Origin of the sequence: Psychrobacter proteolyticus, from assembly GCF_003350005.1 — a bacterium.
Classification (GTDB): Bacteria; Pseudomonadota; Gammaproteobacteria; order Pseudomonadales; family Moraxellaceae; genus Psychrobacter; species Psychrobacter proteolyticus.
This window is the reverse complement of record NZ_QLKS01000001.1, coordinates 692762-718210: the sequence shown is the minus strand read 5'-3', so window position 1 is coordinate 718210 and position 25449 is coordinate 692762. Positions and strand designations below refer to the sequence as shown.

The 25449-nt window shown below is 42.4% G+C and carries 19 protein-coding genes and 1 other RNA gene; 11 read left to right on the top strand and 9 right to left on the bottom strand.

Translation table 11 applies throughout. The features are described from left to right. Positions 1–37: 37 nt before the first annotated feature. A non-coding RNA gene (ssrS, locus tag DXK30_RS02880) (6S RNA) lies at positions 38–233 on the bottom strand. Between the two features lie 247 nt (positions 234–480). Here ssrS and gpmI point away from each other — a divergent pair. After that, positions 481–2139, top strand: a complete 1659-nt coding sequence (gene gpmI, locus DXK30_RS02875; RefSeq protein WP_114700372.1) for a 2,3-bisphosphoglycerate-independent phosphoglycerate mutase — start codon at positions 481–483, stop codon at positions 2137–2139. A gap of 233 nt (positions 2140–2372) precedes the next feature. Then, positions 2373–3842, top strand: coding sequence for a S41 family peptidase (locus tag DXK30_RS02870; protein ID WP_114700371.1), 1470 nt, complete (start codon positions 2373–2375; stop codon positions 3840–3842). A 74-nt stretch (positions 3843–3916) separates the two neighbouring features. On the opposite strand, the gene DXK30_RS02865 is transcribed toward DXK30_RS02870, so the two are convergent. The 3 genes from DXK30_RS02865 to DXK30_RS02855 form a co-directional block, all read right to left on the bottom strand. Beyond that, positions 3917–5602, bottom strand: a complete 1686-nt coding sequence (locus DXK30_RS02865) for a sigma-54-dependent transcriptional regulator (protein ID WP_114700370.1) — start codon at positions 5600–5602, stop codon at positions 3917–3919. Between the two features lie 168 nt (positions 5603–5770). After that, positions 5771–7528, bottom strand: coding sequence for a sensor histidine kinase (locus tag DXK30_RS02860; protein ID WP_114700369.1), 1758 nt, complete (start codon positions 7526–7528; stop codon positions 5771–5773). 33 nt (positions 7529–7561) lie between these two features. After that, on the bottom strand, positions 7562–8197 hold the full coding sequence (locus tag DXK30_RS02855; protein WP_114700677.1) for a response regulator: 636 nt from the start codon (positions 8195–8197) through the stop codon (positions 7562–7564). Between the two features lie 415 nt (positions 8198–8612). Here DXK30_RS02855 and DXK30_RS02850 point away from each other — a divergent pair, with 415 nt between their 5' ends. Together DXK30_RS02850 and DXK30_RS02845 are read left to right on the top strand one after the other, a co-directional pair. Continuing rightward, positions 8613–9695 (top strand): serine hydrolase, encoded by a 1083-nt coding sequence (locus tag DXK30_RS02850; RefSeq protein WP_114700368.1) that lies wholly within the window; start codon positions 8613–8615, stop codon positions 9693–9695. A gap of 87 nt (positions 9696–9782) precedes the next feature. Next, positions 9783–10451 (top strand): thiamine phosphate synthase, encoded by a 669-nt coding sequence (locus tag DXK30_RS02845; RefSeq protein WP_114700367.1) that lies wholly within the window; start codon positions 9783–9785, stop codon positions 10449–10451. Positions 10452–10516: 65 nt separating this feature from the next. Here DXK30_RS02845 and DXK30_RS02840 read toward each other — a convergent pair whose 3' ends face one another. Beyond that, entirely contained in the window at positions 10517–10846 is a 330-nt protein-coding gene (locus tag DXK30_RS02840; protein ID WP_114700366.1) for a TraR/DksA family transcriptional regulator, read from the bottom strand. Positions 10847–11351: 505 nt separating this feature from the next. Between DXK30_RS02840 and DXK30_RS02835 the strand changes: the two genes are divergently transcribed. The 5 genes from DXK30_RS02835 (at position 11352) to ruvB (ending at position 16519) form a co-directional block, all read left to right on the top strand. After that, the gene (locus DXK30_RS02835; protein WP_114700365.1) at positions 11352–12566 is read left to right on the top strand and encodes a phosphoglycerate kinase; all 1215 of its coding nucleotides are present in this window, start codon (positions 11352–11354) and stop codon (positions 12564–12566) included. Positions 12567–12823: 257 nt separating this feature from the next. Continuing rightward, complete coding sequence (locus tag DXK30_RS02830) at positions 12824–13210, top strand: hypothetical protein (protein WP_114700364.1); 387 nt, start codon at positions 12824–12826, stop codon at positions 13208–13210. A gap of 413 nt (positions 13211–13623) precedes the next feature. Continuing rightward, on the top strand, positions 13624–14661 hold the full coding sequence (gene fba / locus DXK30_RS02825) for a class II fructose-bisphosphate aldolase (RefSeq protein ID WP_057760953.1): 1038 nt from the start codon (positions 13624–13626) through the stop codon (positions 14659–14661). Positions 14662–14739: 78 nt separating this feature from the next. Continuing rightward, positions 14740–15360, top strand: a complete 621-nt coding sequence (ruvA, locus tag DXK30_RS02820) for a Holliday junction branch migration protein RuvA (RefSeq protein ID WP_114700363.1) — start codon at positions 14740–14742, stop codon at positions 15358–15360. Between the two features lie 175 nt (positions 15361–15535). Beyond that, positions 15536–16519: a Holliday junction branch migration DNA helicase RuvB gene (gene ruvB, locus DXK30_RS02815; RefSeq protein WP_057760949.1), complete on the top strand. Its 984-nt coding sequence runs from the start codon at positions 15536–15538 to the stop codon at positions 16517–16519. 132 nt (positions 16520–16651) lie between these two features. Here the strand turns inward: ruvB and DXK30_RS02810 are convergent, their stop codons facing one another. The 4 genes from DXK30_RS02810 to DXK30_RS02795 all read right to left on the bottom strand — a co-directional run bounded on the left by DXK30_RS02810 (position 16652) and on the right by DXK30_RS02795 (position 21146). Next, the gene (locus tag DXK30_RS02810) at positions 16652–18313 is read right to left on the bottom strand and encodes an ABC1 kinase family protein (protein ID WP_114700362.1); all 1662 of its coding nucleotides are present in this window, start codon (positions 18311–18313) and stop codon (positions 16652–16654) included. Between the two features lie 102 nt (positions 18314–18415). Continuing rightward, the gene (locus DXK30_RS02805; RefSeq protein ID WP_114700361.1) at positions 18416–19120 is read right to left on the bottom strand and encodes a ubiquinone biosynthesis accessory factor UbiJ; all 705 of its coding nucleotides are present in this window, start codon (positions 19118–19120) and stop codon (positions 18416–18418) included. A 118-nt stretch (positions 19121–19238) separates the two neighbouring features. Further along, complete coding sequence (gene ubiE / locus DXK30_RS02800) at positions 19239–20339, bottom strand: bifunctional demethylmenaquinone methyltransferase/2-methoxy-6-polyprenyl-1,4-benzoquinol methylase UbiE (RefSeq protein ID WP_390178019.1); 1101 nt, start codon at positions 20337–20339, stop codon at positions 19239–19241. Positions 20340–20432: 93 nt separating this feature from the next. Further along, positions 20433–21146: an FFLEELY motif protein gene (locus DXK30_RS02795; RefSeq protein ID WP_114700360.1), complete on the bottom strand. Its 714-nt coding sequence runs from the start codon at positions 21144–21146 to the stop codon at positions 20433–20435. A gap of 351 nt (positions 21147–21497) precedes the next feature. Between DXK30_RS02795 and DXK30_RS02790 the strand changes: the two genes are divergently transcribed. Both DXK30_RS02790 and DXK30_RS02785 read left to right on the top strand, forming a co-directional pair. Then, a complete protein-coding gene (locus DXK30_RS02790) occupies positions 21498–23201 on the top strand; it encodes an ATPase (RefSeq protein ID WP_114700359.1) in 1704 nt (567 codons plus the stop codon). 613 nt (positions 23202–23814) lie between these two features. Further along, the gene (locus tag DXK30_RS02785; protein ID WP_114700358.1) at positions 23815–25422 is read left to right on the top strand and encodes an inorganic phosphate transporter; all 1608 of its coding nucleotides are present in this window, start codon (positions 23815–23817) and stop codon (positions 25420–25422) included. Positions 25423–25449: the final 27 nt, after the last annotated feature.

Sequence of the window (25449 nt, the reverse complement as noted above, 5' to 3'; positions counted from 1 at the left end):
GGTAGTAAATTATAAGAAATATACTTACTAACCGAATGAAACAACCGAAGTGCCGCTGTAAGATGGTGACCCATGAACCGTGAAGTTCAGGGCGGATGCGTCATCATCTCTGCAGGTTTCCTGATACACCGCAAGCGGTGCAGGCATACACAATGAGACAATAGGTACCACATCCTGGTAAAGCATTATCGGCTCAGGGAATAAACATCTACTAGCCAACACTTCAGAATAGTTTTATCTTAACCAATGAAAAGAGTGATTGCAAGTCTGAATTACAGATTGATACGTAGCTTGGTTAATTGGCCGCATTTATATTATCTTATATTGAAAAATCATCGCAAGATAACCCTATAAAATTATTCATAAACTCACGAAAAATGCTCAGTTTTTCAGCTATTTCAAGATGTGTGTTAATATAGAGGGCTTTATATTCCCTTACACAGCATTATAGGCGTTCATTCACTCGAGGAGCGGTAATATATGACCAGTACCCAACAAGCATCAGACTCTATTGATAATAATAAAACACAGCTTAGCAATAACCAAGACGGTGCACAGAATAAAAAAATACCGCATGTCTTGATGATATTGGACGGCTTTGGTCATCGTGAAGAAGATAAAGATAACGCCATTGCTGCCGCTAATATGCCAAATTTAGACAAGATTTATCAGCAATATCCTCATGGGCTTATTTCAGCTTCAGGGGAAGATGTTGGTTTGCCTGATGGTCAGTTTGGTAATTCAGAAGTCGGTCACATGAACTTAGGGGCAGGGCGTGTTCTTTATCAGGACTCAACACGTATCTCAAGTGAACTTGCCAATCGTGAATTTTATAAGAACGAAGCATTGGTCAATGCCGTAAAAGCAGCTAATGAGCGTGGTGGCAATGTCCATATTATGGGCTTGCTCTCTGATGGCGGCGTCCATTCTCATCAAGACCATATCGAAGGTATGTGTCATTCAGCATTAGTCCATGGTGCCAAGAATGTCTTTATTCATTGTTTCTTAGATGGCCGTGATACCCCGCCTAAATCTGCTGATAAGTACATCAATCGTCTGCGCGATTATATCAATAAATTGAATGCTCATTACGAAGGTGGCCGCGTACAGATTGCGAGTATCATCGGACGCTACTATGCAATGGATCGCGACAATCGTTGGGATAGAGTGCAAAAAGCCTATGAGCTGATTACTGAAGGCAAAGCTGATCGTCTATCGACACGGGCAGATGGCGCTGTTCAAGCTGCTTATAAAGCGCGTGAGACTGATGAGTTTGTTAGTCCAACGACCGTAATTGGACGTGATGAAGTGCCATATACTGTCAATGATAACGACGCACTTATTTTTATGAATTTCCGTGCTGACCGCGCTCGTGAGCTTGCCCAAGCGTTTGTATTGCCAGATCATGAGTTTTCTGGATTTGCGCGTCAAAAACAGCCAAAACTGGCGGCGTTTGTGATGCTAACTAAGTATTCAGATGTCCTAGCTGACAATCCAAAAACCAGCATTGCTTACTACCCAACGTCTTTGGCCAATACATTGGGAGAGTACTTGCAGGATCAAGGAAAAACTCAACTACGTATCGCTGAAACTGAAAAATATGCGCATGTGACATTTTTCTTTAGTGGTGGCCGAGAAGAAGAGTATCAGGGTGAGACCCGCATTTTAGTGCCATCTCCAGACGTTGCAACTTATGACCTACAGCCTGAGATGAGCGCGCCTGAAGTCACTGATAAATTAGTAGAAGCGATTGAGTCTGGTAAGTATGATGTATTAGTGGTCAATTATGCCAATGGTGATATGGTTGGGCACACAGGTATCTTTGATGCAGCGGTAAAAGCGGTAGAGGCTTTGGATGTATGTGTTGGCCGTATCGAGTCAGCAGTGCGAGCAGCTGGTGGTGATATGCTGATTACTGCTGATCACGGTAACTGTGAGCAGATGCAAGACTATGAAAGTGGTCAGGTGCATACCCAGCATACTACTGAGCATGTACCATTAATTTACGTAGGCGAGCAAAAGCTGCAAGTGCGCCGTGGTGGTAAACTTAGTGATGTGGCGCCGACTATTTTATCATTGATGAATGTCGATGCCCCTGCTGAGATGACAGGTGAGAGCTTATTGATTCCAGCAGTCTAAGCCAATCGAATTAAAAAATAGACTTGGATTACTGTTCATTATATTAATTCGGTAGTTGTACCAGAAGATATCGAAAAGGAAAGGATAACCTATTATCCTTTCCTTTTTTTGTGATACATTTTACTTAATTTACTTGCAATACTATGCTAGTTCAAAATATACGTTTGGTGCTATCTTATAAATCGCTATATAACGATAAATCCGTATTCTCTATTATTCAAATGAGTTCTTTTATGCAGCCTATTTCTTTTGCACGTTCTTTTTTATCCAAAGGGTTAAGTAAATCAGTAGGGAAGGTATCAGTCGCGTCTATAGTCTTACAGCCCATAATTTTAATCGGTGTGCTTGGTTGTGCGATTAGCGTTAATGCACAAGCAGCAGTAGCAGCTTCTACAAATAATGATAATCCTACGAATGGTCTACAGCTCATCAGTTTAAATTCAGATGAAATAGCGGATGAAAACGACACTGATAATTTATCGAACATTGCTGATATGTTAGATGTCGCCGACGAGCCAGATGACTCGATAGATAGTGTGCCAGATGAAAGCGCCCTAACAGATGATGCCGATAATATTGATACGGAGATTCCAGCAGAGGTCGCACAAGTATCACTAAATGCTATCTCTCCTGAGACGCTAAAGACATTTGTGGCTGTAGTGGATTTAGTACGTCGTCAATACGTCGATGCGGTCAATGACGAAGAGTTATTTAGCAATGCGATGAGTGGCATGCTGACCAAACTTGACAGCCATGCTGAGTTTTTGGACGCAGAAGCTTATGAAAACCTGCGTGCTTTTACTGAAGGTGACGTTGGTGATATTGGTATTAAGGTTAATTACCAGCCAGAGGCGGGATATTGGGTTGTGACAGAGGTTATCGATGATTCACCTGCAGACAAAAAAGGCATCGCAGTTGGTGATTATTTGCATCAAATTGATGAGTTTAAGCTAGACGAAGGGCGACAGGTTAATGATGTTGAGCAGCTTTTGACGGGTATTGCTGGTACGCAGGTAGATATCATCACTTCTAAAGCTGGCCGCCGTAAGCACACAACGACGTTGCAGCGTAATAATAGTCATCCGCAGATTGTCGAGACCAAACTGGTTGATGGCATTGCTATTGTTAAATTACCGGCGTTTCAAAACAACAGCCGTGAGAAATTACTAGAAGGGTTAATTAACCTAAACGCTCCTATATCAGGCATTTTACTAGATATGCGTGATAATCCAGGTGGCGTACTGACATCAGCAGTGAGCGTGGCCAGTTTATTTATGGATGATACCGATGTAGTGCAGGTGCAAGCACGTCAAAATAAATCACGGGTACTATCGACCCAAGGTGACGCGATACTTAAACCTTTGCCTTTAGTGGTATTACAAAACCGCTATTCAGCATCAGCGGCAGAGGTGCTTGCCAGTAGTTTACAAGCACAAAAACGCGCTACTATTATCGGTGAAGTTAGCTATGGTAAGGGTTCAGTACAATCGGTTATACCGTTAAATGATGAGCAGGCTGTTAAATTGACTGTGGCTAATTATATGACGGCAACAGGCAAACAAATAGACGAGATCGGCGTAGAACCTGATGTGACTTTATCAGGCAGCGAGAACACGTGGGAGCAGCAAGCATTAGAGTTAGTAAAGGCGCGCGCGCTTGATTCGGGTATTCGCTTTGTCAGAAAAAATGCTACGAAAGAATAGAATTTTGTAGCATTCAATTAACAGTACATACCATTCAACGCTTAAAAATATTTGAAGATGCCGCTTAACAGAAGCTAATCAGACGCATCTTCAGAAATTTCGAGCTTTTTCATACGGTAGCGTAAAGAACGAAAGGTGGTTCCTAATAATTCAGCTGCTTGGGTTTTGTTCCAGCCAGTTTGTTTGAGTGCCGTGATAATTAACTGCTTTTCTTGTTCCTGCAAATAATGCTCTAACCCTTGAGGCGGTAGTTGACCATTGAACAATTCTTGTAAACCTGATATGTCTTTAGAAGCTTCTTGAGCGGTTTCTTGTTGGATGTTGGAGTCAAGGAGCGACTCTTTGTCATGAGTACTTGCTACGTTGGTTGACGAACTGTCATTACTAGCTGACGAATGCTGTACCATTGAGGGGTAGTGGTTGGTGTTAGTACGATAAGGATGTAAATTGGTCGCCCTTTGCTCACCCTGCTTTGTTGATTGGGCTGTAGATTGAACGTCTATTTGATTTTCTACGTTATGGGCAGGTAGTTCAGAGGTATCGATAGCTGAGCTATTATTCTGCTCTTGTGTATTTACAAGCTCAGGTTCAATGTCAGGAAGACCTAAATGACTAACGTCAATGTGTGAAGTTTCAGCTAACGTAACTGCACGCTCCAGTAAGTTACGTAGTTCACGGACATTACCTGCAAAATCATGGCGTTGTAGGCGTTCGCACGCTTCCATCGTTAATGATGGCGGCGACTCTAATTGCCAATCATCAGCAATCATAGTCAAAAAGTGGTCTGCTAATACAGGAATGTCATCACGACGTGCATTAAGCGTTGGAAGCTTTAGCTCAATGACATTGACGCGATAATATAAATCTTGTCGAAATGCACCATCTTGTACCAACTGGCTCAGGTCTTTGTGAGTGGCAGACAAAATGCGAATGTCTACTGGAGCCTCTTTCGTATCACCAATTGCCCTTACTGTTTTTTCTTGAATGGCACGTAACAATTTAACCTGCATGGCTAAAGGTAAATCTGCTACTTCATCTAAAAATAACGTGCCGCCATTGGCTTGCTGGAATAACCCTTGTTTATCAGCGACAGCCCCTGTAAAGCTGCCTTTTTTATGACCAAAAAACTCTGACTCCATTAACTCCGATGGTATCGCACCACAGTTCACTGGTACAAAGCTGCCATCACGCCGTGGACTTAAATCATGGATCAATCTGGCAACCACTTCTTTACCTGTGCCAGAAGCGCCCGATAAAAACACAGGTGCCTGTGAGCGTGCTAGCTTTAAAATAGTGTTTTTGAGGGGATGCATGACAGCAGAATTACCAATCAATCTACTATCTAGCATTTTTTGTTCAGGAGAGCATTCCGGTGCGGTCTGTACTTCGTTATCTTGATGAATAACTTTTAAGGCATTTTCTACCAGTTGGCGCAAACGTGGTAGTTCCAGCGGCTTATTGACAAAATCGAAGGCACCGAGTTTTAATGCCTCAATAGCTAAATCCATGCTGCCATGAGCAGTAATCACCGCTATTGGAATATTAGAGCTATTGCTAATTTCTTTCACTAACTCTAATCCTGAACCATCTGGTAGCTTTAAATCCGTCAGACAAAAACTGTAATCATTATCTTGCCAAAACGATCTTGCTTGCGACAATGTATAAGCCACATCACTTTTGATACCCATTTTAGTCAAGGTAATTTGCATCAATCGACATAAATCTACTTCATCATCGACCACTAGCGCGGTTGTTGTCATACATCATCTCATCGTATTCAATGGCTATCAAGTTAATAGCTGAGTCTAAATAGGCGTATAGCTTTATACAAAGTTAAAATTCAATGTGCTCTTATGCTATCTATATCGCTTTCAATATCTTTTTTTGCAAAAATTAATGGAGAACACTATTGTTCCCAAAGGGAAAATTTAGGAAAGACTTTCTTCAATGGTTTGAAATTTATTTTCAGATTTAATAGAAGGTACAATTAATCGAAAGCATGTTTTCTCATGTTCAGGAATATAGAGTAGACGTGCTTGATTGGCTTCACAAAATGCTTGTGATAAATACAGCCCCAATCCTGTACCAGCTTTATCGGTTGTAAAAAATGGATCGAACAAAAGTTGTAAATTATCAGCACTAACGCCATTACCATTATCTAATATATCGATTATAACATCGTTGTCTGCGCAGTAAATATCGATTTCTACATAAGCATGAGGATGAGCATAGCTACTATAGCGCAGGCCATTGTTGATTAAATTGATCAATATCTGCTCTAACTGATGAGTATCAAATGATATAATGGGTTTGGTTTTTACTCGTAGAAAAATGTCGTGTCCTTGAAAGTAATTCTCCAAAAAGGATGGCATCCATTCAGCCAATTCGAGTACCTGTTGAGTGGCTGTTTGTTGGCGAGACAGTTTTAGAATATCCTCGATGATACGATTTACACGTTTTGTCTGTGAAAATATCATTCCATAAAGCTCATGGTTGCCCTTCAAGGCCGGATTTGATTCATTTATTAATGTACTGTCATCTTCCTTTTGTTCTAGCATATCTTCCATTAATAGCTGGCTGGCTTGTGATATCGCTGCTAAAGGGTTTCTGATTTCATGGGCGATGCTAGCAGTTAGTTGTCCTAAAGAAGCCAGTTTTAGTTGTTGAGCACTGGCTTGTTCACGGCGTAAGTCTTCTAATATAACAAGCCTGCTATCATCTTTTAATGGCGTAATCTGTACGCGTAATTTGCCAAATATTGAGGCATTTGCCACAGCTGGTACATCATAGGTGAAAGCGCGTGACTGCCCCGATGCTACAGATAAGCAGGCATTAAATAGCTGTGCATGCTGTTTGATAAGTTGCTGCTCAAAATTAGAGAGAAGCGCTTTATTTTGAGCTTTTTTAGTATCGCTCAGGGAGTCGTGCGTCGTAGCAGGTGACATAGGTGACACACTAAGCAACTGATGTGCAGCAAGGTTTGCTAAGACGATATGCTCCTTATCGATAACAATGACACCATTAACCATCTGTGTGATAACCTCTTGATTAATCACATTGAGTCGCTCAACTTCCTTAGCATGGTTTGCCGCGACCTTTTCAAGCTGTACCAATCGTTGAGAAATAGACCAACTTAGACCGCCCACTGCTAAAAAACTTGCCGACATCAGTACCGCATCACCTAAATTAGTCAAGCTCATACTGTTAGCAATAGCGTAGAAAAACTGTTGATAAATAACAAATATAATAGCAAGTAAAGTAATAAGTAATGCCTGTGAGCCATGTAGCAGCATAAAGCTGGCTGCGACAACTACCATGTATAGCATAGTCAGCTGTAAGTCAGGCTCTCCTGCAGTGTAAAGCAGCAGACTTAATATAATAACGTCTAATATGAGTCCAAATGCCAGCTGCCGCCGCATATTTTTTCTGACGACATAAAATAGTCCAAGCAGTATCAGGCTGATAAGCACATAAAAGCTTAGAGTTGTTTGTTGTAAAAAGCTGGGTAAAGATTCTCTGCCGTCAGCACGGGCAGCAATATATAACATGAGCATAGAAAATAGGCTAACGACGAAACGATAGCTATTATAGATAATGCCTAACCTACGCAACTGTGGCAAAGGGAGCGTGTCATCGTGATGCACGTAACGATTAACGGCAGAGGTGATATTAGTAGTAGTTTTCATAAACTGGCCATAATACAGTAGAATCTGATTAATTTATGGTTGAATCAGACCATGACGAATGGCCAAATGAGTCAATTTCACATCACTATCAACTCCGACTTTTTCATAAATACGATAGCGATAGGTGTTAATGGTTTTAACACTAACAAACAATTGATCAGCGATTTGTTGAGGGCTTTGACAATTGACCACCATCATGGCCACTTGCTTTTCTCTATCACTTAATAAGTCAAAAGGTGAGCTGGCGTTATCAGATAACAAAACCTCTGCTAACTGCTCAGCGACGTCCTGACTAAAGTATCGACCTCCCTGATAGATTTTTTTGACCGCTCGTATCATCTCGTCAAGTGGTGTGCCTTTAGTAATATAGCCGTTGACGCCTGCTTTGATTAACATAGAAGGATAGGGCTGGGCGGACATGCTGCTAACAGCCAAAATTTTGATGCCCATATCAAGTTGAATCAAGCGTTTGGTTGCTTCAAGCCCGCCAATATTAGGCATGTTGACATCTAGCAACACTACATCAGGACGTAACTGCTTGGCCTGCTTAATTGCCATATCACCGCTATCCGCTTCGCCTACTACTTGGATATCGGGGCTGTCTGACAACATACGGCTAATACCCATCCGTACTAAATCATGATCATCGACCACCAAAACTTTAATCATAACCATACTCTTTATCGTTTGTCAGAATGAATGTTTTTGTGAGGATTAAATAACAGAAAAAACAAAATTAACGTAAGCCATTTTTTAATTCTGAACACACAGGATCTGGCTAATACACTATGTGGATAGCTTCATTTAATATAATAAAGTAAAAGTGATCATAACATTCTAAGTTAAGTTATATTTCTGTATTGTTAATCAGTGTTTCTAAAATATAAATAAGCTGTATCAAAGTTTATATGAAGCTAAAAAAAACCGTTAAATCAGTTTGATAGATTAAACTTAAATGTAAACCATGATACACTAAAAATACAAAAGCTCTATGTGAGTACTTACAAACACATCTATAAACGCTACGTACGTTCTTGGCGTCAGGCAGTATGTAACTGGCGTAATAGCGACAGCAGGAGGCATAATGAAGCAACTACCATTAACCAAACAGCAATTGATCGCTGCTATGATTTCATTGAGTTTGGGCAGTGTTGCACAAGCCGCACTAACAATTAATGGTAGCACTGAGACAGCTTCTAGTGCACGCTTGAGTTGGGGCGGTGCTGATAGCTTGTCTGAAGCGCGTAACATCATGTACAAGTCTAATGGCTCTGCTATCAAAAAAGTCGATAACGGCTATGGTACGACCAATATCACTAATAGCAACAGTTTTGCTAGCAGCAACAATACCAATAGTGCGCGTTATAACACAACTTATCGCGGCGCATTTGGTAGCAGTGACATGATCCCAATCAGTACTGACTCACGCAGTGTTGCTGTGATTGATGCTGAAACGGGCGAATCTATCTACGAAAAAGACGCTGACATCGCGCGCCCTATGGCCAGCATTACCAAAATAATGACAGCCATGGTTGTGCTAGATGCAGGTCTCGATATGCGTGAAGAAATCACGCTTGACCCAGAAGATTTTGTCGGTCCTAAGCGCGCCAGTTCACGCTTAAAGTCAGGCGATCGTATGAACCGTGCCGAAATACTATTGATGGCTTTGATGAAGTCTGAAAACCCAGCTGCAAAGAGCTTGGCACGTAACTATCCGGGCGGCTACAATGCTTTTATCCGTGCGATGAATAGAAAAGCACAAGATCTAGGTATGACAACTGCATTTTTCGGTGACCCAACGGGTCTTGATAAGCGTAACGTCGCTTCATCGAATGATTTGGTAAAAATGGTTCGTGCTGCTGGCAACTACGATGTGATTCGTCGCTTCTCTACCACCAAGAGCTATGACTTCTTTGTTTCAAACTACTCAAGTGGTAACCGCACTTATAAAGCCAATAACACTAGTAGCTTGGTTCGTGCAGGTGATTACCCAATCGGTATCTCAAAAACAGGTTTTATCAATGAAGCTGGGCGTTGCGTTGTGATGGAAACGCGAGTCAATAATCGCCCTGCAATTATTGTTATTCTAGGGGCAAACAGCTCAGCAACACGTTGGGGTGATGCTAAAAACATTCTAAACAGCTTGGCGACACGTCGTACAGTATAGACACGCTGTTTTAAATATATAAAAAAGGCTGTTATATCATATAACGGCCTTTTTATTGTGTTGAGTTTAAGATTAAGGATATGCCCTATGAACCAGTCATTAACCTTTTCTGCTATACCCAAGCTGTATTTGTTGACCAATGATGATGAGTTTGAATTATTATATCAAAAATTAGATGCCGCCTTATCGACAGGGTTGATCGCACTATTACAGGTTCGGCGTAAGCGAGTTCTTAGTCTGCCTGATGGGGCTTTGAACCTTTTTGAAGAAGCACGGAAAATTGTTGAATTAGCTAAAGTACATAACGTGCCAGTTGTTATCAATGATGATGTGAAGTTAGCTGAAAGGCTTGGTGTTGGTGTACATCTTGGGCAAACAGACGGCAAAGTTGGTGATGCCTTGCAGTCTCTTGAACCGACTCAAATAATTGGTCGTACTTGCCATGGTAATGTTGAGCTGGTAAAAGAGGCGAAAGGTGATGGTGCAAGCTATGCTGCGATGGGCGCAGTGTTTACCTCTAATACCAAACCACATGCTGATATTATCTCGCGTCAGCAGCTCATTGAAGGCTGTCAGCAAGGCATACCAATCTGCGTAATAGGTGGGCTAACCGCAGAAAATGTATCAGCTTTAGTAGATTTGCCCATTGCGCTTGTGGCAGTAGTTGGGGATATTATGGACTTGCCAGTAGAGAGGGTTGCTAAGCGTTGCTATGAATGGCAGCAGGCATTTTCCGAATGGAAAACACCTACTTGAAGTATGCTTCTTAAAGAGGTTTTAGAGTAGTAGTAATTTTACAATAGAATATTAATATGACAGCGCTACTCAGCGTGTTCCATACATAAGGTGGCATAGGGTAGCGCTTCTAAGCGTTGCTCTTCGATCTGCTCGCCGCAGACTTCGCACTCGCCATAAGTACCGTTCTCGATACGACTTAAAGCATTTTCTACATAGATTAGACTTTGGCGCGCCTCGGCCATTAAGTTTTTGCGCATGTCGTTTTGACGGTAGGATATGGCCTGATCTTCCCAGTGCTCATTAAGATCATCTTGCGGGTTTTGAATGTGATCTTCAATTTTATTAATGCGAGACTCATACTCATCTTTTAGTTCTAATAGATTTTGCTTGGAAGTGTCTAAATTGATGCTCATTATTTTCTCCTAATAGATTATTTTTATTGTCAATGTTTCTATCATAAAGACCTTGACTGCTGAGTACCACCACGAAATGTTACGGTTTATTGACTATGCTGAAAGCGAGCAGCTGTAATTGCTGCAATCAAATAATGCTCTGGGAATATAGACTGAATATTTTAAACGTGCTGAAATTTGTGACAGGTTGCTTGTGAGACTGTGGTAGAAAACTGGTAGAATACACCGCCGCTGAATTCTGCTTACTTCATCGACTCATTAGAGTGGTCTGATAAGTATAAGAGCCAAGCGTTAAAAAACATTAAAAAGCAATAAAGCGGATAGTGACTATATAGCTTAGATATAAGATAGCGTAGTTATAAAGCAGGCGAGTAAGAATGCTACTAAATAGTAGATTGATCGAGCTTAACACTGGGTCTGATTTATATAGAGCTGATTATAATAGTCATATCAGTAACGACAGTAATCGCAAATTAACAGATATATTGATGCATAGGAGCAGGTGATGAATTTTTTGCGTATGAGTGAGTTGAACTTAACGGATAAAGTGGTGTTGATCCGAGAAGATTTAAATGTGCCTATTAAAGATGGTAAGGTCACGAGCGATGCGCGCTTGCAAGCCAGTCTTCCTACCATCAAGATGGCGCTCGAAAAAGGCGCCGCGGTAATTGTTTGCTCACATTTAGGCCGCCCAACAGAAGGCAATCCTGAAGCTGTATACTCATTGGCACCAGTTGCTGACTATTTGACGGACAAATTAAGCTCGCAACTATCGACACCTGTACGTCTTAATACTGATTACCTCACCCAAGGTGCCAATGTAAAATCTGGCGAAGTGGTTCTATTAGAAAACGTACGCTTCAATGACGGTGAAAAGAAAAACGATGCCGCGCTAGCAAAAAAGTATGCTGATTTGTGCGATGTGTTTGTAATGGACGCTTTTGGTACAGCGCATCGTGCACAAGCATCAACAGAAGGCGTTACGCAAGCGATGCGTCAAGCAGACAAAACTGTGTGTGCAGGGCCATTGTTAGCCGCTGAGCTTGATGCTTTGAGCCTAGCGCTTGAAACGCCAGCACAACCAATGCTTGCCATCGTTGGTGGGTCAAAAGTATCGACGAAGTTGGAAGTTTTGCATAGTTTGGCTGAAGTTTGCACGCAAATTATCGTTGGTGGTGGTATTGCCAATACTTTCTTGGCAGCACAAGGTCACGGTATGGGTGCCTCATTGTACGAAGCAGACTTGCTAGATACTGCGCGTGACATTATGACCAAGACTGAAATTTTACTGCCTGAATACGTCGTAGTCGCTGATAAAGATGACATCGATTTCGCTGACTTTACTGGCTCATTGCAAAAAGCCACTGCAACGATCAAATCAGTTGATGCGATTGGTGACAAGGACATGATATTGGACATCGCACCAGAAAGCGCACAACAGCTTGCCGATGCTATTATCAATGCAAAAACCATCTTGTGGAATGGTCCAGTTGGTGTCTTCGAAGTCGATGCTTTCGGGCAAGGCACACAGATATTAGCTACTGCTGTAAGAGACAGCGATGGTTTTTCTATCGCGGGCGGCGGTGATACGTTAGCAGCTATTGATAAATATCAAGTTGCTGATGGTGTGAGCTATATGTCAACGGGTGGTGGGGCGTTTTTGGAATTTGTAGAAGGCAAAGTACTTCCGGCAGTCGCTGCGCTGCAAATAGATGCCTAACTAGTTAACGATACTCTGTAGCTTAGTAACATTAGACGTACAACTAACTTTAAATAACTAAGGTAGTCTGTAAAAATAATATTTTGGCTGTTGATTTGCTTGTTTTTATTGACATAAGTAAGCGAAATAGCCATCGATTATTATTAAGCAGTAATTATTTATTTATATACTGAAAATTATTATTGCATGTCTGATTCGCACTCTATAAAATAGCGCGACCATGTATTTTGACATGCATTATTTACGAGAGGTTTATTATGTTAAAACGTCATTTATTACTTGCTAGCGTACTTGCTGGTACCTTTGCAATCACTGCATGTAGCCAACAAACAGAAGAAAACACTGAAGCTGCTGTTGAGTCTGCTGGCGATGATGCTGCTGCAAATGTTGATGCTGCTGCCGCTGAAACAGACGCTGCTGCTGCTGAAGCTGAAGCTGCTGCTCAAGACGCTGGTACAGAAGTTGCCGAAGGCGCTGACACTGCTGGTGCAGCTGCGACAGACGCTCTAGAAAACACTGGTGATGCTATTGCTGAAAGCACTAACACAGCGGTCGAAAATACTGCTGAAGCTGTTGCTGATGGCGCTAACGCTGTTGCTGATGGTGCAAATGATGTTGCAGTTGATGCAGAGCAACAGTACTAAGCTACGCGATAACTAAGCACTATAATGGCTGATTTACTGGGACGCTATCGATTGGTAGATACTCATTGGTAAATAACTTCTAAAAACGGTCATTGCTTTATAAGCCTCAAAATACTAGAAAAGCCTTGGTGATTGCCAAGGCTTTTTGCGTTGTATGTCATAATGATAGTTTATAAAGTGACAGTTTATAAAAGTGAAACTAATATCAAGAGACGGTATAGACTGACAAATAGTCGGTCAACCGCTACGAAGACAGAACAATTTTTGCTATAATCACCGCGTGGTAATCATATCCAATATCATTCAGACTTTTACTAGCCTATATACTGTCAGTCTTGTCGAATATACAGTGGAATGATTGTTATCAAGCTGTTTTTTAAAATACTATTCAAAATCCAATCAGAGAGCGTCTTATGGCCCTAATATCCTTACGTCAACTTCTAGATCATGCCGCTGAACACAGCTATGGTGTTCCTGCCTTTAACGTCAATAACTTAGAGCAAATGCGTGCAATCATGATGGCTGCGGATGCTTGTGATTCACCTGTCATTGTCCAAGCCAGTGCAGGCGCACGTAACTATGCCGGGTCAGCATTTTTGCGTCATTTGATTATCGCTGCGATCGAAGAATGGCCACATATTCCAGTTGTGATGCATCAAGATCATGGTATGTCACCAGCTATCTGCCAACGCTCCATTCAATTAGGTTTCTCATCAGTGATGATGGATGGCTCACTTGGTGAAGATGGCAAAACACCAATGGATTATGACTACAATGCTAGCGTCACTCGCGAAGTCGTCAAAATGGCACACGCTTGCGGTGTCTCTGTAGAGGGCGAAATCGGTTGCCTAGGTAGTCTTGAAACTGGCATGGCTGGCGAAGAAGATGGCTCTGGCGCTGAAGGCGTATTGGATCATGAGCAGCTCTTGACCAGTGCTGATGAAGCTGAACAGTTTGTAAAAGATACCAATGTCGATGCGTTAGCGATTGCTATCGGTACTAGCCATGGTGCTTATAAGTTTACACGTCCACCGACAGGCGATATCTTATCTATTGAGCGCGTAAAAGAGATTCATGCCCGTATTCCTAATACTCACCTTGTTATGCATGGTTCTTCATCAGTGCCACAAGAATGGCTAAAAGTTATTAATGAAAACGGCGGTGATATCGGCGAAACTTATGGCGTGCCAGTTGAGCAAATCGTTGAAGCGATCAAGCATGGCGTACGCAAAGTAAACATCGATACGGATTTACGTCTGGCATCAACCGGTGCTATCCGCGAATTCCTTGCAAAAAATCCAAGTGAATTCGATCCACGCAAATACTTTAAAGCGTCTATGGTAGCCATGTCAGATATCTGTACCAATCGTTTTGAAGCGTTTGGCTCTGCAGGTCAAGCACATAAAATTCGCCCAACCAGTCTTGAAGGTATGGTGAATTTTTACCAATAAGGTTGTGTTGTAGAACGTAGTTGTTAGCAATGAAGTAGCAGCTGATTTTATAATATCTTACATAAGAGGTCGTAAATAATGATTGGATTGATTACCGGACAGGTGCAGTACTTGATGGCACCGACGGCTTGTATCATGACGACCTCTGGTGTGGGTTATGATATCGAACTGCCATTGCCTTCATTTTGCCAGTTGCAGCTTAATGAGCAAGCTAGCATTTGGACACATTTCCACGTTCGCGAAGATGCGCAGCTGCTATATGGTTTCATTGATCGAAAAGAGCGCGATGTCTTTCGCCAGTTAATTAAAATTAACGGTGTTGGAGCAAAAATGGCCTTGGCGATGTTGTCTGCAATGTCTGCGGCTGAACTAAAAATGCATGTCGAGCAAGAGTCGGAGACGGCATTGACTCGTATCCCAGGTATTGGTAAAAAGACGGCGCAACGTTTATTGATTGAGCTCAAAGACAAGTTAAAGAATATCGACGTTGATAGTGGCTCGTTTGAATTGACGCCACAGGAAACCACGATTTCTCACGAGGGTAGTATCATCGCTGAAGTGGAAGGCGCGTTGATTAGCTTGGGCTACAAAGAAAAAGAAGCTCAGCTAGCGATCAAAGCTGCTAAGAGTAAAGGAGATACTTTTGCTGATACTCAAGGCTTATTAAAAGCTACTTTACAGCAATTATCTGGCTTTTAATTCATATTAATTAGCCGTCTATCGATGACAACCACATAGTATATTAAATTAATAAGCGACATTGAATGTCGCTTATTTTCGTTTTAGTGCTCGCTTAATAAGGTTTTGCATGACTTATGCGCAGCGTTTGGTTATGCTATTTGTTAACTAATTTTTTAATATAATGATAAATTCTATGACGCAAGATCGCTTAATTAATCCGCTAGAAGGTGCAAGTGACGCTCCTGATGCCAATATCCGACCAGCATTATTGGCTGAGTATATTGGTCAGCCGGTGGTACGTGAGCAGATGGAAGTGTTCATCGGTGCTGCTCGTGGCCGTGACGAAGCGCTAGATCACACACTTATATTTGGTCCACCGGGTCTGGGCAAGACGACCCTCGCCAATATTATCGCTCGTGAGATGGGTGGTAATTTGCGTTCTACTTCAGGGCCTGTGCTTGAGCGCCCAGGAGATTTGGCAGCCATGCTGACCAATCTAGAAGCGGGTGACGTACTGTTTATTGATGAAATTCACCGTCTAAGCTCGGTCATTGAAGAGATACTTTATCCAGCGATGGAAGATTTCCAATTAGATATTATGATTGGTGAAGGGCCTGCTGCGCGTTCTATCAAGCTTGATTTGCCGCCGTTTACTTTGGTAGCAGCAACGACGAGAGCAGGGCTATTGACGTCACCGCTACGTGACCGTTTTGGGATTGTACAGCGACTCGAATTTTATAATATCGCTGATCTAACGACGATTGTTAGTCGCGCAGCACGTCTAATGCGTGTACCAATGAGTGAAGATGGCGCTGTAGAGATTGCGCGCCGTGCACGTGGTACACCAAGGATTGCTAACCGCCTATTACGCCGCGTGCGTGACTATGCCGAGGTAAGAGGCGATGGTAGTATTAATGGCGCGATTGCAGGTAGCGCGCTAGATATGCTGGCAGTGGATAGACGTGGTCTTGATCATCTAGACAGACGCTATATCGAAATATTGCATGAGCGCTTTGACGGTGGTCCTGCGGGTGTTGAAGCAGTAGCAGCAGCGATGGCTGAAGACCGTGGTACGCTTGAAGATGTGATTGAGCCGTATCTGATTCAACAAGGTTATGTGCTGCGAACTGCTCGTGGCCGCGTACTGACACAGATGGCAATCGACCAGATGTTATAGTATTCAATATAAAAAATGCGCCTGCTTTTGATTAGAAGTAGGCGCATTTGATTAGAAGTAGGCGCATTTTTTGTTTAAGTCTAAAATTGTGAAAAATTTTCTGAACTGATTGGTTAAAAATAAATCTGATTTCTAAGCTAAAATTCTCCAAACAACTACCAAGACAGCCAGTATATAAAATATAGGTGATAGCCAGCCGATAACTTGCGTAGCGATAGCAATAAAAATAGCAAACCCTGCGAGTGCTAACCAATCACGACGACGGTCATTTAGCATGTCAGCGCGAATCTGTTGTATTTCACGTAGTTGACTGTCTTGGCGAGAGCCCTGTGAGGCAAGGCTTTGTAGCCCTTGATCTAATAGTTTAGGAATATCGGTGGTAGACAGGAGCATTTCAGGCAGTTGTTGGCGCAGTTGCTGTAGATTACGCATAGGATCTAACTGCTCTTTAATCCAACTGCTTAGAATTGGTTTGGCAAGTGACCAAATGTCCAGGTCAGGATATAAATCACGACCGAGTCCTTCCACATGGACCAAGGTTTTTAGCAGAAGCATCAGCTGCGGCGGGATACTCATATGGTGTCTACGCGCAATGTCCAAAATCTGCATCAGTACGCCAGCAAAGTCGATATCATCGATTGATTTTTGTAGCATAGGGCCGACGGTACGTTTCATATCACGCATCAGGGCATGCTTATCAGCATTTGGTGGTATCCAACCTGCACGACTGACGATATCAACCACAGCGGTAAAGTTATTGTTCATCACGGCAAGTAACATCCGCGCCACGATGAGCTGATCGTCTTTTGATAAAGTGCCCATGATGGCGCAATCAAGCCCGATATAACGTGGCTCATGACCTAAATCAACTGCTTCCATACCTGCATGTAAGGTTTGCACAGGTGGCGTCTCTACGAACACATTGCCTGGATGCATATCAGCATGAAAGAAGTTATCACGGAAGACTTGGGTAAAAAATATCGTTAGGCCTTTTTCTGCAAGCGCTGCACGGTCATAACCTAACTGATCAAACATCTCAACTTGTGAGATAGGGACACCTTGGATACGCTCCATGACCATCACGTTTTTGGCAGCGTCGTAAACTTCAGGCACATACATCAGTGCTGAACCCAAGAAGTTATTACGCATCTGAGTAGTATTATCAGCCTCAAGTGTCAAATCAAGCTCATTGAGCATGACTTGCCGATAGTCTTCGACAATATCAATGATATGGATGGCACGTGCCGCCTCAATACGCGCAGATGCCCAACTTGCCAATTCTCGCAGTAGCTCAAAATCAGAAACAATCACAGTGCGAATATCGGGGCGAACCACTTTTACCACGACTTCACGCCCATCATGTAGGGCAGCTGTGTGAACTTGAGCGATAGAAGCAGCCGCTAACGGCTTGATATCGAATCGAGCAAACAAGGCTTCAATGGACTGGCCAAGACCATGTTTAGAATGTTGAATTTGAGCGACAGCAATATCAGCGTCGAAAGGCTTAACTTTGTCTTGCAACTGAATCAACTGAGCGATAATCTCAGGCGGTACCAAGTCGCGACGCGTTGAGAGTAACTGGCCAAGTTTCAAAAACAGCGTACCCATGTCCTCAAGCGCATACTTAATCGCATTTGGTTGGTGCTTTTTGCCCCATGCTGCTGGATGAATGCGAATTAATCGCGCCAAAGGTTGCAGCTGCGGTGCTTCTTCGATAGAAAAATGGGTATCAAGGCGATACATTGCGGCGATACGCCAAAGCTCAAGTAGACGAGCGCGGTGCGATAATAGCATGAGGTTAGGTACTCTAAACAAAGACGAAAATGGGGTAAGCGCTGCGCTTAATCATAAATAGTGCCATCGGTAATAGCATTCATTTATGATGGATGCAATCGGCTATTGATGAAACGAGTTATTAAGAAACTGCGCTTGCTCTTCTTTGATAGCAGCAAGTTTGGCTGCTTCTCGTTCGACGTCCGCACGTAATTTTAACAGTTGCTGTTTAAGATCATTTACTTCAGCCACCTCGATAGGGTCAGGTGTGCTATTGCCAGCCACTTCATTGGCCCAATCACTAACGTCATCAAAAGCACGTTTGGCACTATGACGCCAGCTACCTTTGAGCTGAGAGATAAGAAGATGTAACTGGCTAGCCATGGGTTTACCGATAAATGGTTCAAGCTGTCCAGCCACATCAGGATCAAACCCTGCAACCAGTTGTTTGAGCTGCATTAGCACCTTGTAATCACCAGCGATTGGCAAGTTGCCTTCCGCACCGCGCATTAGATTAAGCAGTTGAGCGGCATTATCTACAGTGATAGTACAGTCTGGACGACTATGACCAAAACGTGCGCGTTCCATGCTGGCTTTTTGGCGCTCATTCATCTGGCCACTTGGCTCAAACACGCTATCCGTCGTGACCGGCTCAAAGCGCAAACGCTCTTGAGTAAACAAGATGTCTAAATGAATTTCAGGCATTCCCATATTAAGACGTAACACCTTACCTGCAAGCGGCGCTAAACCTGCTTTGGTAATCTCATCACTAGCAATGGCAATGTTAATTAGCTTTTCGGCTCCAGCTAATAGAAGGACAGTCAGCATAAGGCTCTCGCATCGGTAAGTGAGCGCCTTTGCATTAGCTGCATCAGCGCATAGTATGTTCGTGTTAGGTTCAATAGGGTCTGTTAAACGTAATGGTCTTGCCAATCGTAATTTAGCGTTACGCTTTAAAGCCGCGATGGACAGCCACGATACCAGCAGTCAGGTTATGATAGTCACAGTTCTCAAACCCAGCTTGTTGCATCATCTGCTTAAGTGTCTGCTGATCAGGATGCATACGAATTGACTCAGCTAAGTACTGATAACTTTCAGCATCATTAGCAATCAGCTTACCCATCACTGGTAATGCGGTAAATGAATACAAGTCATAGGCTTTAGATAGTGGCTCAAATACTGGCTTTGAGAATTCCAAAATCAATAGACGACCACCTGGCTTTAGGACGCGATACATAGATTTTAGCGCGGCATCTTTGTCTGTGACGTTACGCAAACCAAAGCTAATAGTGACCAAATCAAAGCTTTCGTCATCAAAAGGGGCCAACGTTTCAGCGTTAGCTAATACAAAATCAACGTTATTACAACCAGCATTAATCAGGCGCTCACGGCCTACTTCTAGCATCGCAGCATTGATATCAGATAGTACCACGTGGCCATTTCTACCAACTTCACGGCTAAATACTTTGGCCAAATCGCCCGTACCACCCGCGATATCAAGTACATGCTGACCAGCACGCACGCCTGACAGGCTAATCGCATAGCGTTTCCACAGACGATGAATACCGAATGACATCAAGTCATTCATGATGTCGTATTTTTTGGCAACAGAGGTAAAGACGTCAGCCACACGTGCTTGTTTTTCTGCTTTATTGACTGTCTTATAGCCAAAATGCGTCTGCTCATTGCCGTCTGTTTCAAGCGTATGCGGATTATTGATATCATCACGCTGATTGAATAGCGTTTGTTTTATTGTCTGTTTTGAAGTGTTTGTGCGAGTCGTTTTATCGTTGTTTGGCATAGTGGTTTGTTGGCCTTGCGGCGTTCCAGTTGGTAGGTCTTGAACTTTGGTAAAGTCGCTATTGTCGTCATTAACAGGGCTATTATTCTCGCTCGGCACGACATTGGTTGTTTGGTTACGTAATATCTGCGCGCTGATCTGTTGATTATGAGCAATACTCTCTTTTACCAGTTTATCTTGCAAATGACCATTGGTCGTTGTGGCTTGATTAGAATGAGCGCTGCTATCTTTTAAATTGTCAGTCATCATATTGTCCTAGAATTTATTTTTATGATTGTCTTTGTCTGGAAAGTAAGCCGTTAGACAGTAAGCGCCAACTGACTATTTATCGCATTGACCTTATGATACACCAAACGCTATCGGCTTACTGCCATTATCCGCATCATGAACCTGATCTACAATTGATAATTCACGCTTGCAAAATGGCTCGATAAAATCGCTGACGCTGCTCAGAGGTTTCATGGCTTTAAAGCCTGCATCTATAAAATCATAAAGTGGTTGGAAATTATGACGATAGGCTGTGCTCTTTGCTAGTGCGAAGGCTTTTTTGAGCATAAATGAATTTAAGTGTTTATCCGTTCGATAACAAACATCTTTTAAATTAGCGATCTGTACTCGCCGCTCTTTTTCTTCATCGACAGCGCGGTAGGCGGCTAACATATTCTCTTCATTTACCGGCAAGTTCTGAGCAAGTAGCCACTGGGCTAAATGTAAATCTAGCTCAATGGCAAAAATTGCGGCTTGAATGCCCATACTACCAGCTTCTAATGCTGATTCTTTAGCAAGACGTTCTAGCTTTTTCGCTTTTGGAAGAATACGTGCGAGCTGCTCTGCTAATAGTTTGAACTCATCGCCACCATATAGTTGAGTCAGAAAGTAATCTGCCATTAGCTGGTTTTTGGGTTGTTCAAATAGTGCACGATGAGTTTGACGAATACGCGCTTGTTGCCATTTTTGTACCTCTCTAAGCTTAGTACTTAATTTCTCATCTTGATGATGAGGCAATGCCCAAAAACGTGTCAAATGCTGTTGTAAGTCGGCTAAAGCGGTCATGGCAGTGAATCCTGTAGAAGTAAATAGGGTTATCAAATCTAAGTAGGGTTGTTCAGTGTTGTAAGGTCTTTAACAACGGTTCTATCCTATACCCAAAATTGTGTTCACCTTAAAAGAAAATAATTAAGAATACAAATGCCAATCTGTTACATAGCAATATTATTTACTCGATTGGCTCAGTGCTATGATTAAATGAGATAAAAACGAACTATAAGACGATTTCAAAGTAATTTTTCTCTCAACAAAGTCATGTCTTTTAGCTAAAGAAGGCTATGAAGTAAACATATTGAAAGTTATCTCATAATCCATCTAAAGGTAAACAGCCTAATAACAATAATAGCGAGTGTAATCATGTCTCAAAAAAATGATACTACTGAACCAAAAGCACCACAAGCGGTAAGTACGCAATTTAGTGCGCAAGTTGTGGAGCAGCGTCTAAAGCCCAATCCTTTAAGTCAGTTTTCACTGGATGAGGATTCGCTTAGATTGGCATTGGTGACGGCTCAGTATGCTTTAAAAGCCACTCGCCAGCAAACGACGCCGACCCTCAATAAGCCAACAGGTCTATTGGTACTGGTTAACGGAATGGAGCAGGCTGGCAAAGGTACCGCCGTTAAGCAGTTAAGGCAATGGGTGGATCCAAGGCTGCTTAAAGTTGAGGCAACCATTGGTCATTCGCCATTGAATTATCAACCCATTTGGCAAGCGCATACCAGCGCCATGCCACGCCATGGTGATGTCATGGTGTATTTCGGCAACTGGTATGCTGATTTATTATACAATGTCATGCGACTAGCGACGTCAGATAATGAGAACCTTGAAGCATTGTCAAATGATAAAGATCAGACAGATAAAAATTTGCTTCCTATCGCTCAGTGGCAAGACTATCTACAGCAGCAGTTAGACACGCTAAAAGCATTTGAAAAGGATCTCATTGGCAATCAAACCAAATTATTAAAATGCTGGTTTCATGTTGATATCGAAACGCTGCACAGTCGCTTAAAGGATAATGAAGCAGATCCGCAGTTTTTGTATCAAATTGATTGGAACAATAAGCAAGTCATCGAGAAGTTTAATGAGGTGGCCGCGACTTTGCTACGCCAACAGGATGACTGGGTCATCATTGATGGTGATGATAAGTTAGAGGCCGCTGATAACTTTTGTCACTTGGTGCTACATGCTATGCAAACCGCGCTGGTGAGTAGTCAGGCAGATAGCAATGATAATGACAACGACAATGACAACGAAACGTCAGAAAACCATTCCCAGTCCGAGACACTGGAACTTAACTCAGATACTAAGCAAAAACAGTTTGAACCTGTACCAATACCTAAGCAGCTGATGTCCATTAAAGATAAAAAAATCAGTAAGTCCGACTATCGTGAGGCATTGGCAGAGAAGCAGGCAAGGCTCGCTGAATTGTTACGTGCACGCCAAGGTCGGCATGTTGTGTTTGCCTTTGAAGGAATGGACGCTGCCGGCAAGGGCGGTGCAATCAAAAGATTGGTTGCTCCGCTAGATCCTCGCGAGTATCAAATCTATAATATTGGCGCGCCGATGTTATATGAGACCCAGCATCCTTACTTGTGGCGTTTCTGGACGAGATTGCCTGACGAACAAACGAATCGTATCAGCCGTATCGCCATTTTTGATCGTACTTGGTATGGGCGCGTGTTGGTTGAGCGCATCGAAGGATTTGCGTCTACTGATGAGTGGCAACGAGCATATGGTGAAATCAATCGTTTCGAGGCAGATTTGGCAGCAGCAGGAACGTTGGTTATCAAATATTGGCTAGCCATTGATAAAAAAGAGCAGCTTAAACGGTTTGAAGATCGTCAAAACACACCGCATAAGCAATTTAAACTAACGGATGATGACTGGCGTAACCGTGATAAATGGTCAGACTATGTGCAGTCTGCAGCAGATATGCTGGCACGTACAGATACAACGACAGCGCCATGGTGTATCATTGCGACCAACGAAAAGCGTCAGGCACGTTTAGACGTGTTAGATCATGCTATTGAGCAGTTGTCTGCACTTACTGAAATCAAGTAGTTGTTAGAAATGCCTGAGGTTTAAGGACTCTCATAGATTTATACAACTGTATTTTCCAAGTATTTTCTAAGTAGGATGGCTCGAAACATATTTGAGCCATCCTGTCTTTTATAGAGTGTAACCTTGTCCGTATAGACTCGCAGTTACAAATCTTGCAATATCATTATGCATTATGTGATTATATTTAATATAATAGGGCCGCAATACTCTCTACTATGTCATGAATTATCTTTATAGTTGCATATTTTATGATAAGTACAGATACTTGAAAGACATTATTGCCGTACCTATGTATCAGTAAAAAACAGTAATACCACCAGAAATATAAGCCGCAAGATGCTGTAATCAAATGATTGAGCAATATACCTTGTGGCTTTGTGATATGTGGATTGACGTTTTTTTTAGAGAGAATATATCAGCGTCCTAAATGAAACAGAGGTAGTTGAGCCTAGGGTCAGGCAGTAAAGCACGTTAAAAAACGCATTATTCAGAAAACACGTTGCGCATTTGTACAATCCTATTTTAGGGCGGCTTATCAAAGCTTGCTTGTATAGCTGCGCAATGTTATTAATCGCATATAATTTCAATCAGCTTACGCAGGACGTATCAACGTATGGGTATTAGCAACAGTTCTACAGAGCCAACCCAATCAGTTGGCTCTATGAAAGTAAATCTATTTTTTGCCATTTTATTGATTGCGATGACCATCTACTTTTTGTGGTGGGGTTTAGATTACACCATGCGTCAACAAACGACGCTATTTATTGTGGCTACCGCATTTGGTGTCTTTATGGCATTCAATATCGGTGGTAACGACGTTGCCAACTCTTTTGGTACTTCAGTTGGTGCAGGTACGTTAACCATTCCTCAGGCATTAGGAGTGGCAGCTATATTTGAAGTGTCCGGTGCTGTGCTAGCAGGTGGGGAAGTGACTGATACCATTCGAAAAGGTATTGTTGACTTGGATGGTTTGACAGTCACACCAAATCAGTTTATTTACGTCATGCTATCGGCGCTCATTGCCGCTGCATTTTGGCTGCTATTTGCCACACGTAAGGGTTTACCAGTATCAACTACTCATTCTATTATAGGTGGGGTAGTAGGTAGCTCTATTGTATTAGGTTTTGATTTGGGCGGTAGCGGTGCTGCATTATCTACAGTAGATTGGGGTACTATCGGCACGATTGCTATTTCGTGGGTATTGTCACCGTTATTAGGCGGTATATTAGCGTATATTTTATACGGTCAAATTAAGAAAAACATCATTGAGTATAATGATAAAACAGAAGCACATATTGGCGAGCTAAAGGCCAATAAAAAAATACTTAAGCAAAATCATAAAGAATTTTTGGACAGTTTGACAGAGTCAGAGCAGCTAGCATATACATCAGCGATGCTCCGAGACCAAGAAATATATAAAGATGATGATTGTCTTGTTGAAGACTTAGAGACTGACTACTATAAAAAGTTATATAAGATTGAGAACGAGCGTAGTAACCTTGATACGCTAAAAGCGCTTAAGCAGTGGGTACCGATCATTGCTGCAATGGGCGGAGCAGTTATGACGTCTTTAGTCGTGTTCAAAGGCTTGAAAAACGTCAATAGCAACCTGACCACGCTGCAGGGCTTTTTGATCATGGGAATGATAGCAGCCCTTGTTTGGTTGGCTACCTTTATCTATACCAAAAGTATCCGCGGTAAGCATAAAGAAGATTTGACCAAGGCAACATTCATTATGTTTAGTTGGATGCAGGTATTTACTGCATCGGCCTTTGCTTTTAGTCATGGTTCAAATGATATCGCCAATGCAGTTGGTCCTTTTGCCGCCATTATGGACGTTATTCGTACTAATGAGATAGCTTCACAAGCGGCGGTACCACCAGCGGTCATGTTGACCTTTGGTGTGGCACTAATCGTTGGTCTGTGGTTCATCGGTAAAGAAGTTATTCAAACCGTTGGTACTAACCTAGCGAAAATGCATCCAGCTTCAGGCTTCTCAGCTGAATTGGCTGCTGCTGCCGTTGTAATGGGCGCATCGACTATGGGTCTGCCTGTATCAAGTACTCATACGCTAGTAGGCGCGGTACTTGGTATTGGTATCGTTAATAGAGATACCAACTGGAAGCTTATGAAGCCAATCGGCTTGGCATGGGTAATTACGTTACCAGTCGCCGCTGGGTTATCAGCGATCAGCTATATTGTTCTAAAAAATATCTTTTAGTAAGATATCGAATAGTGACATAGAACT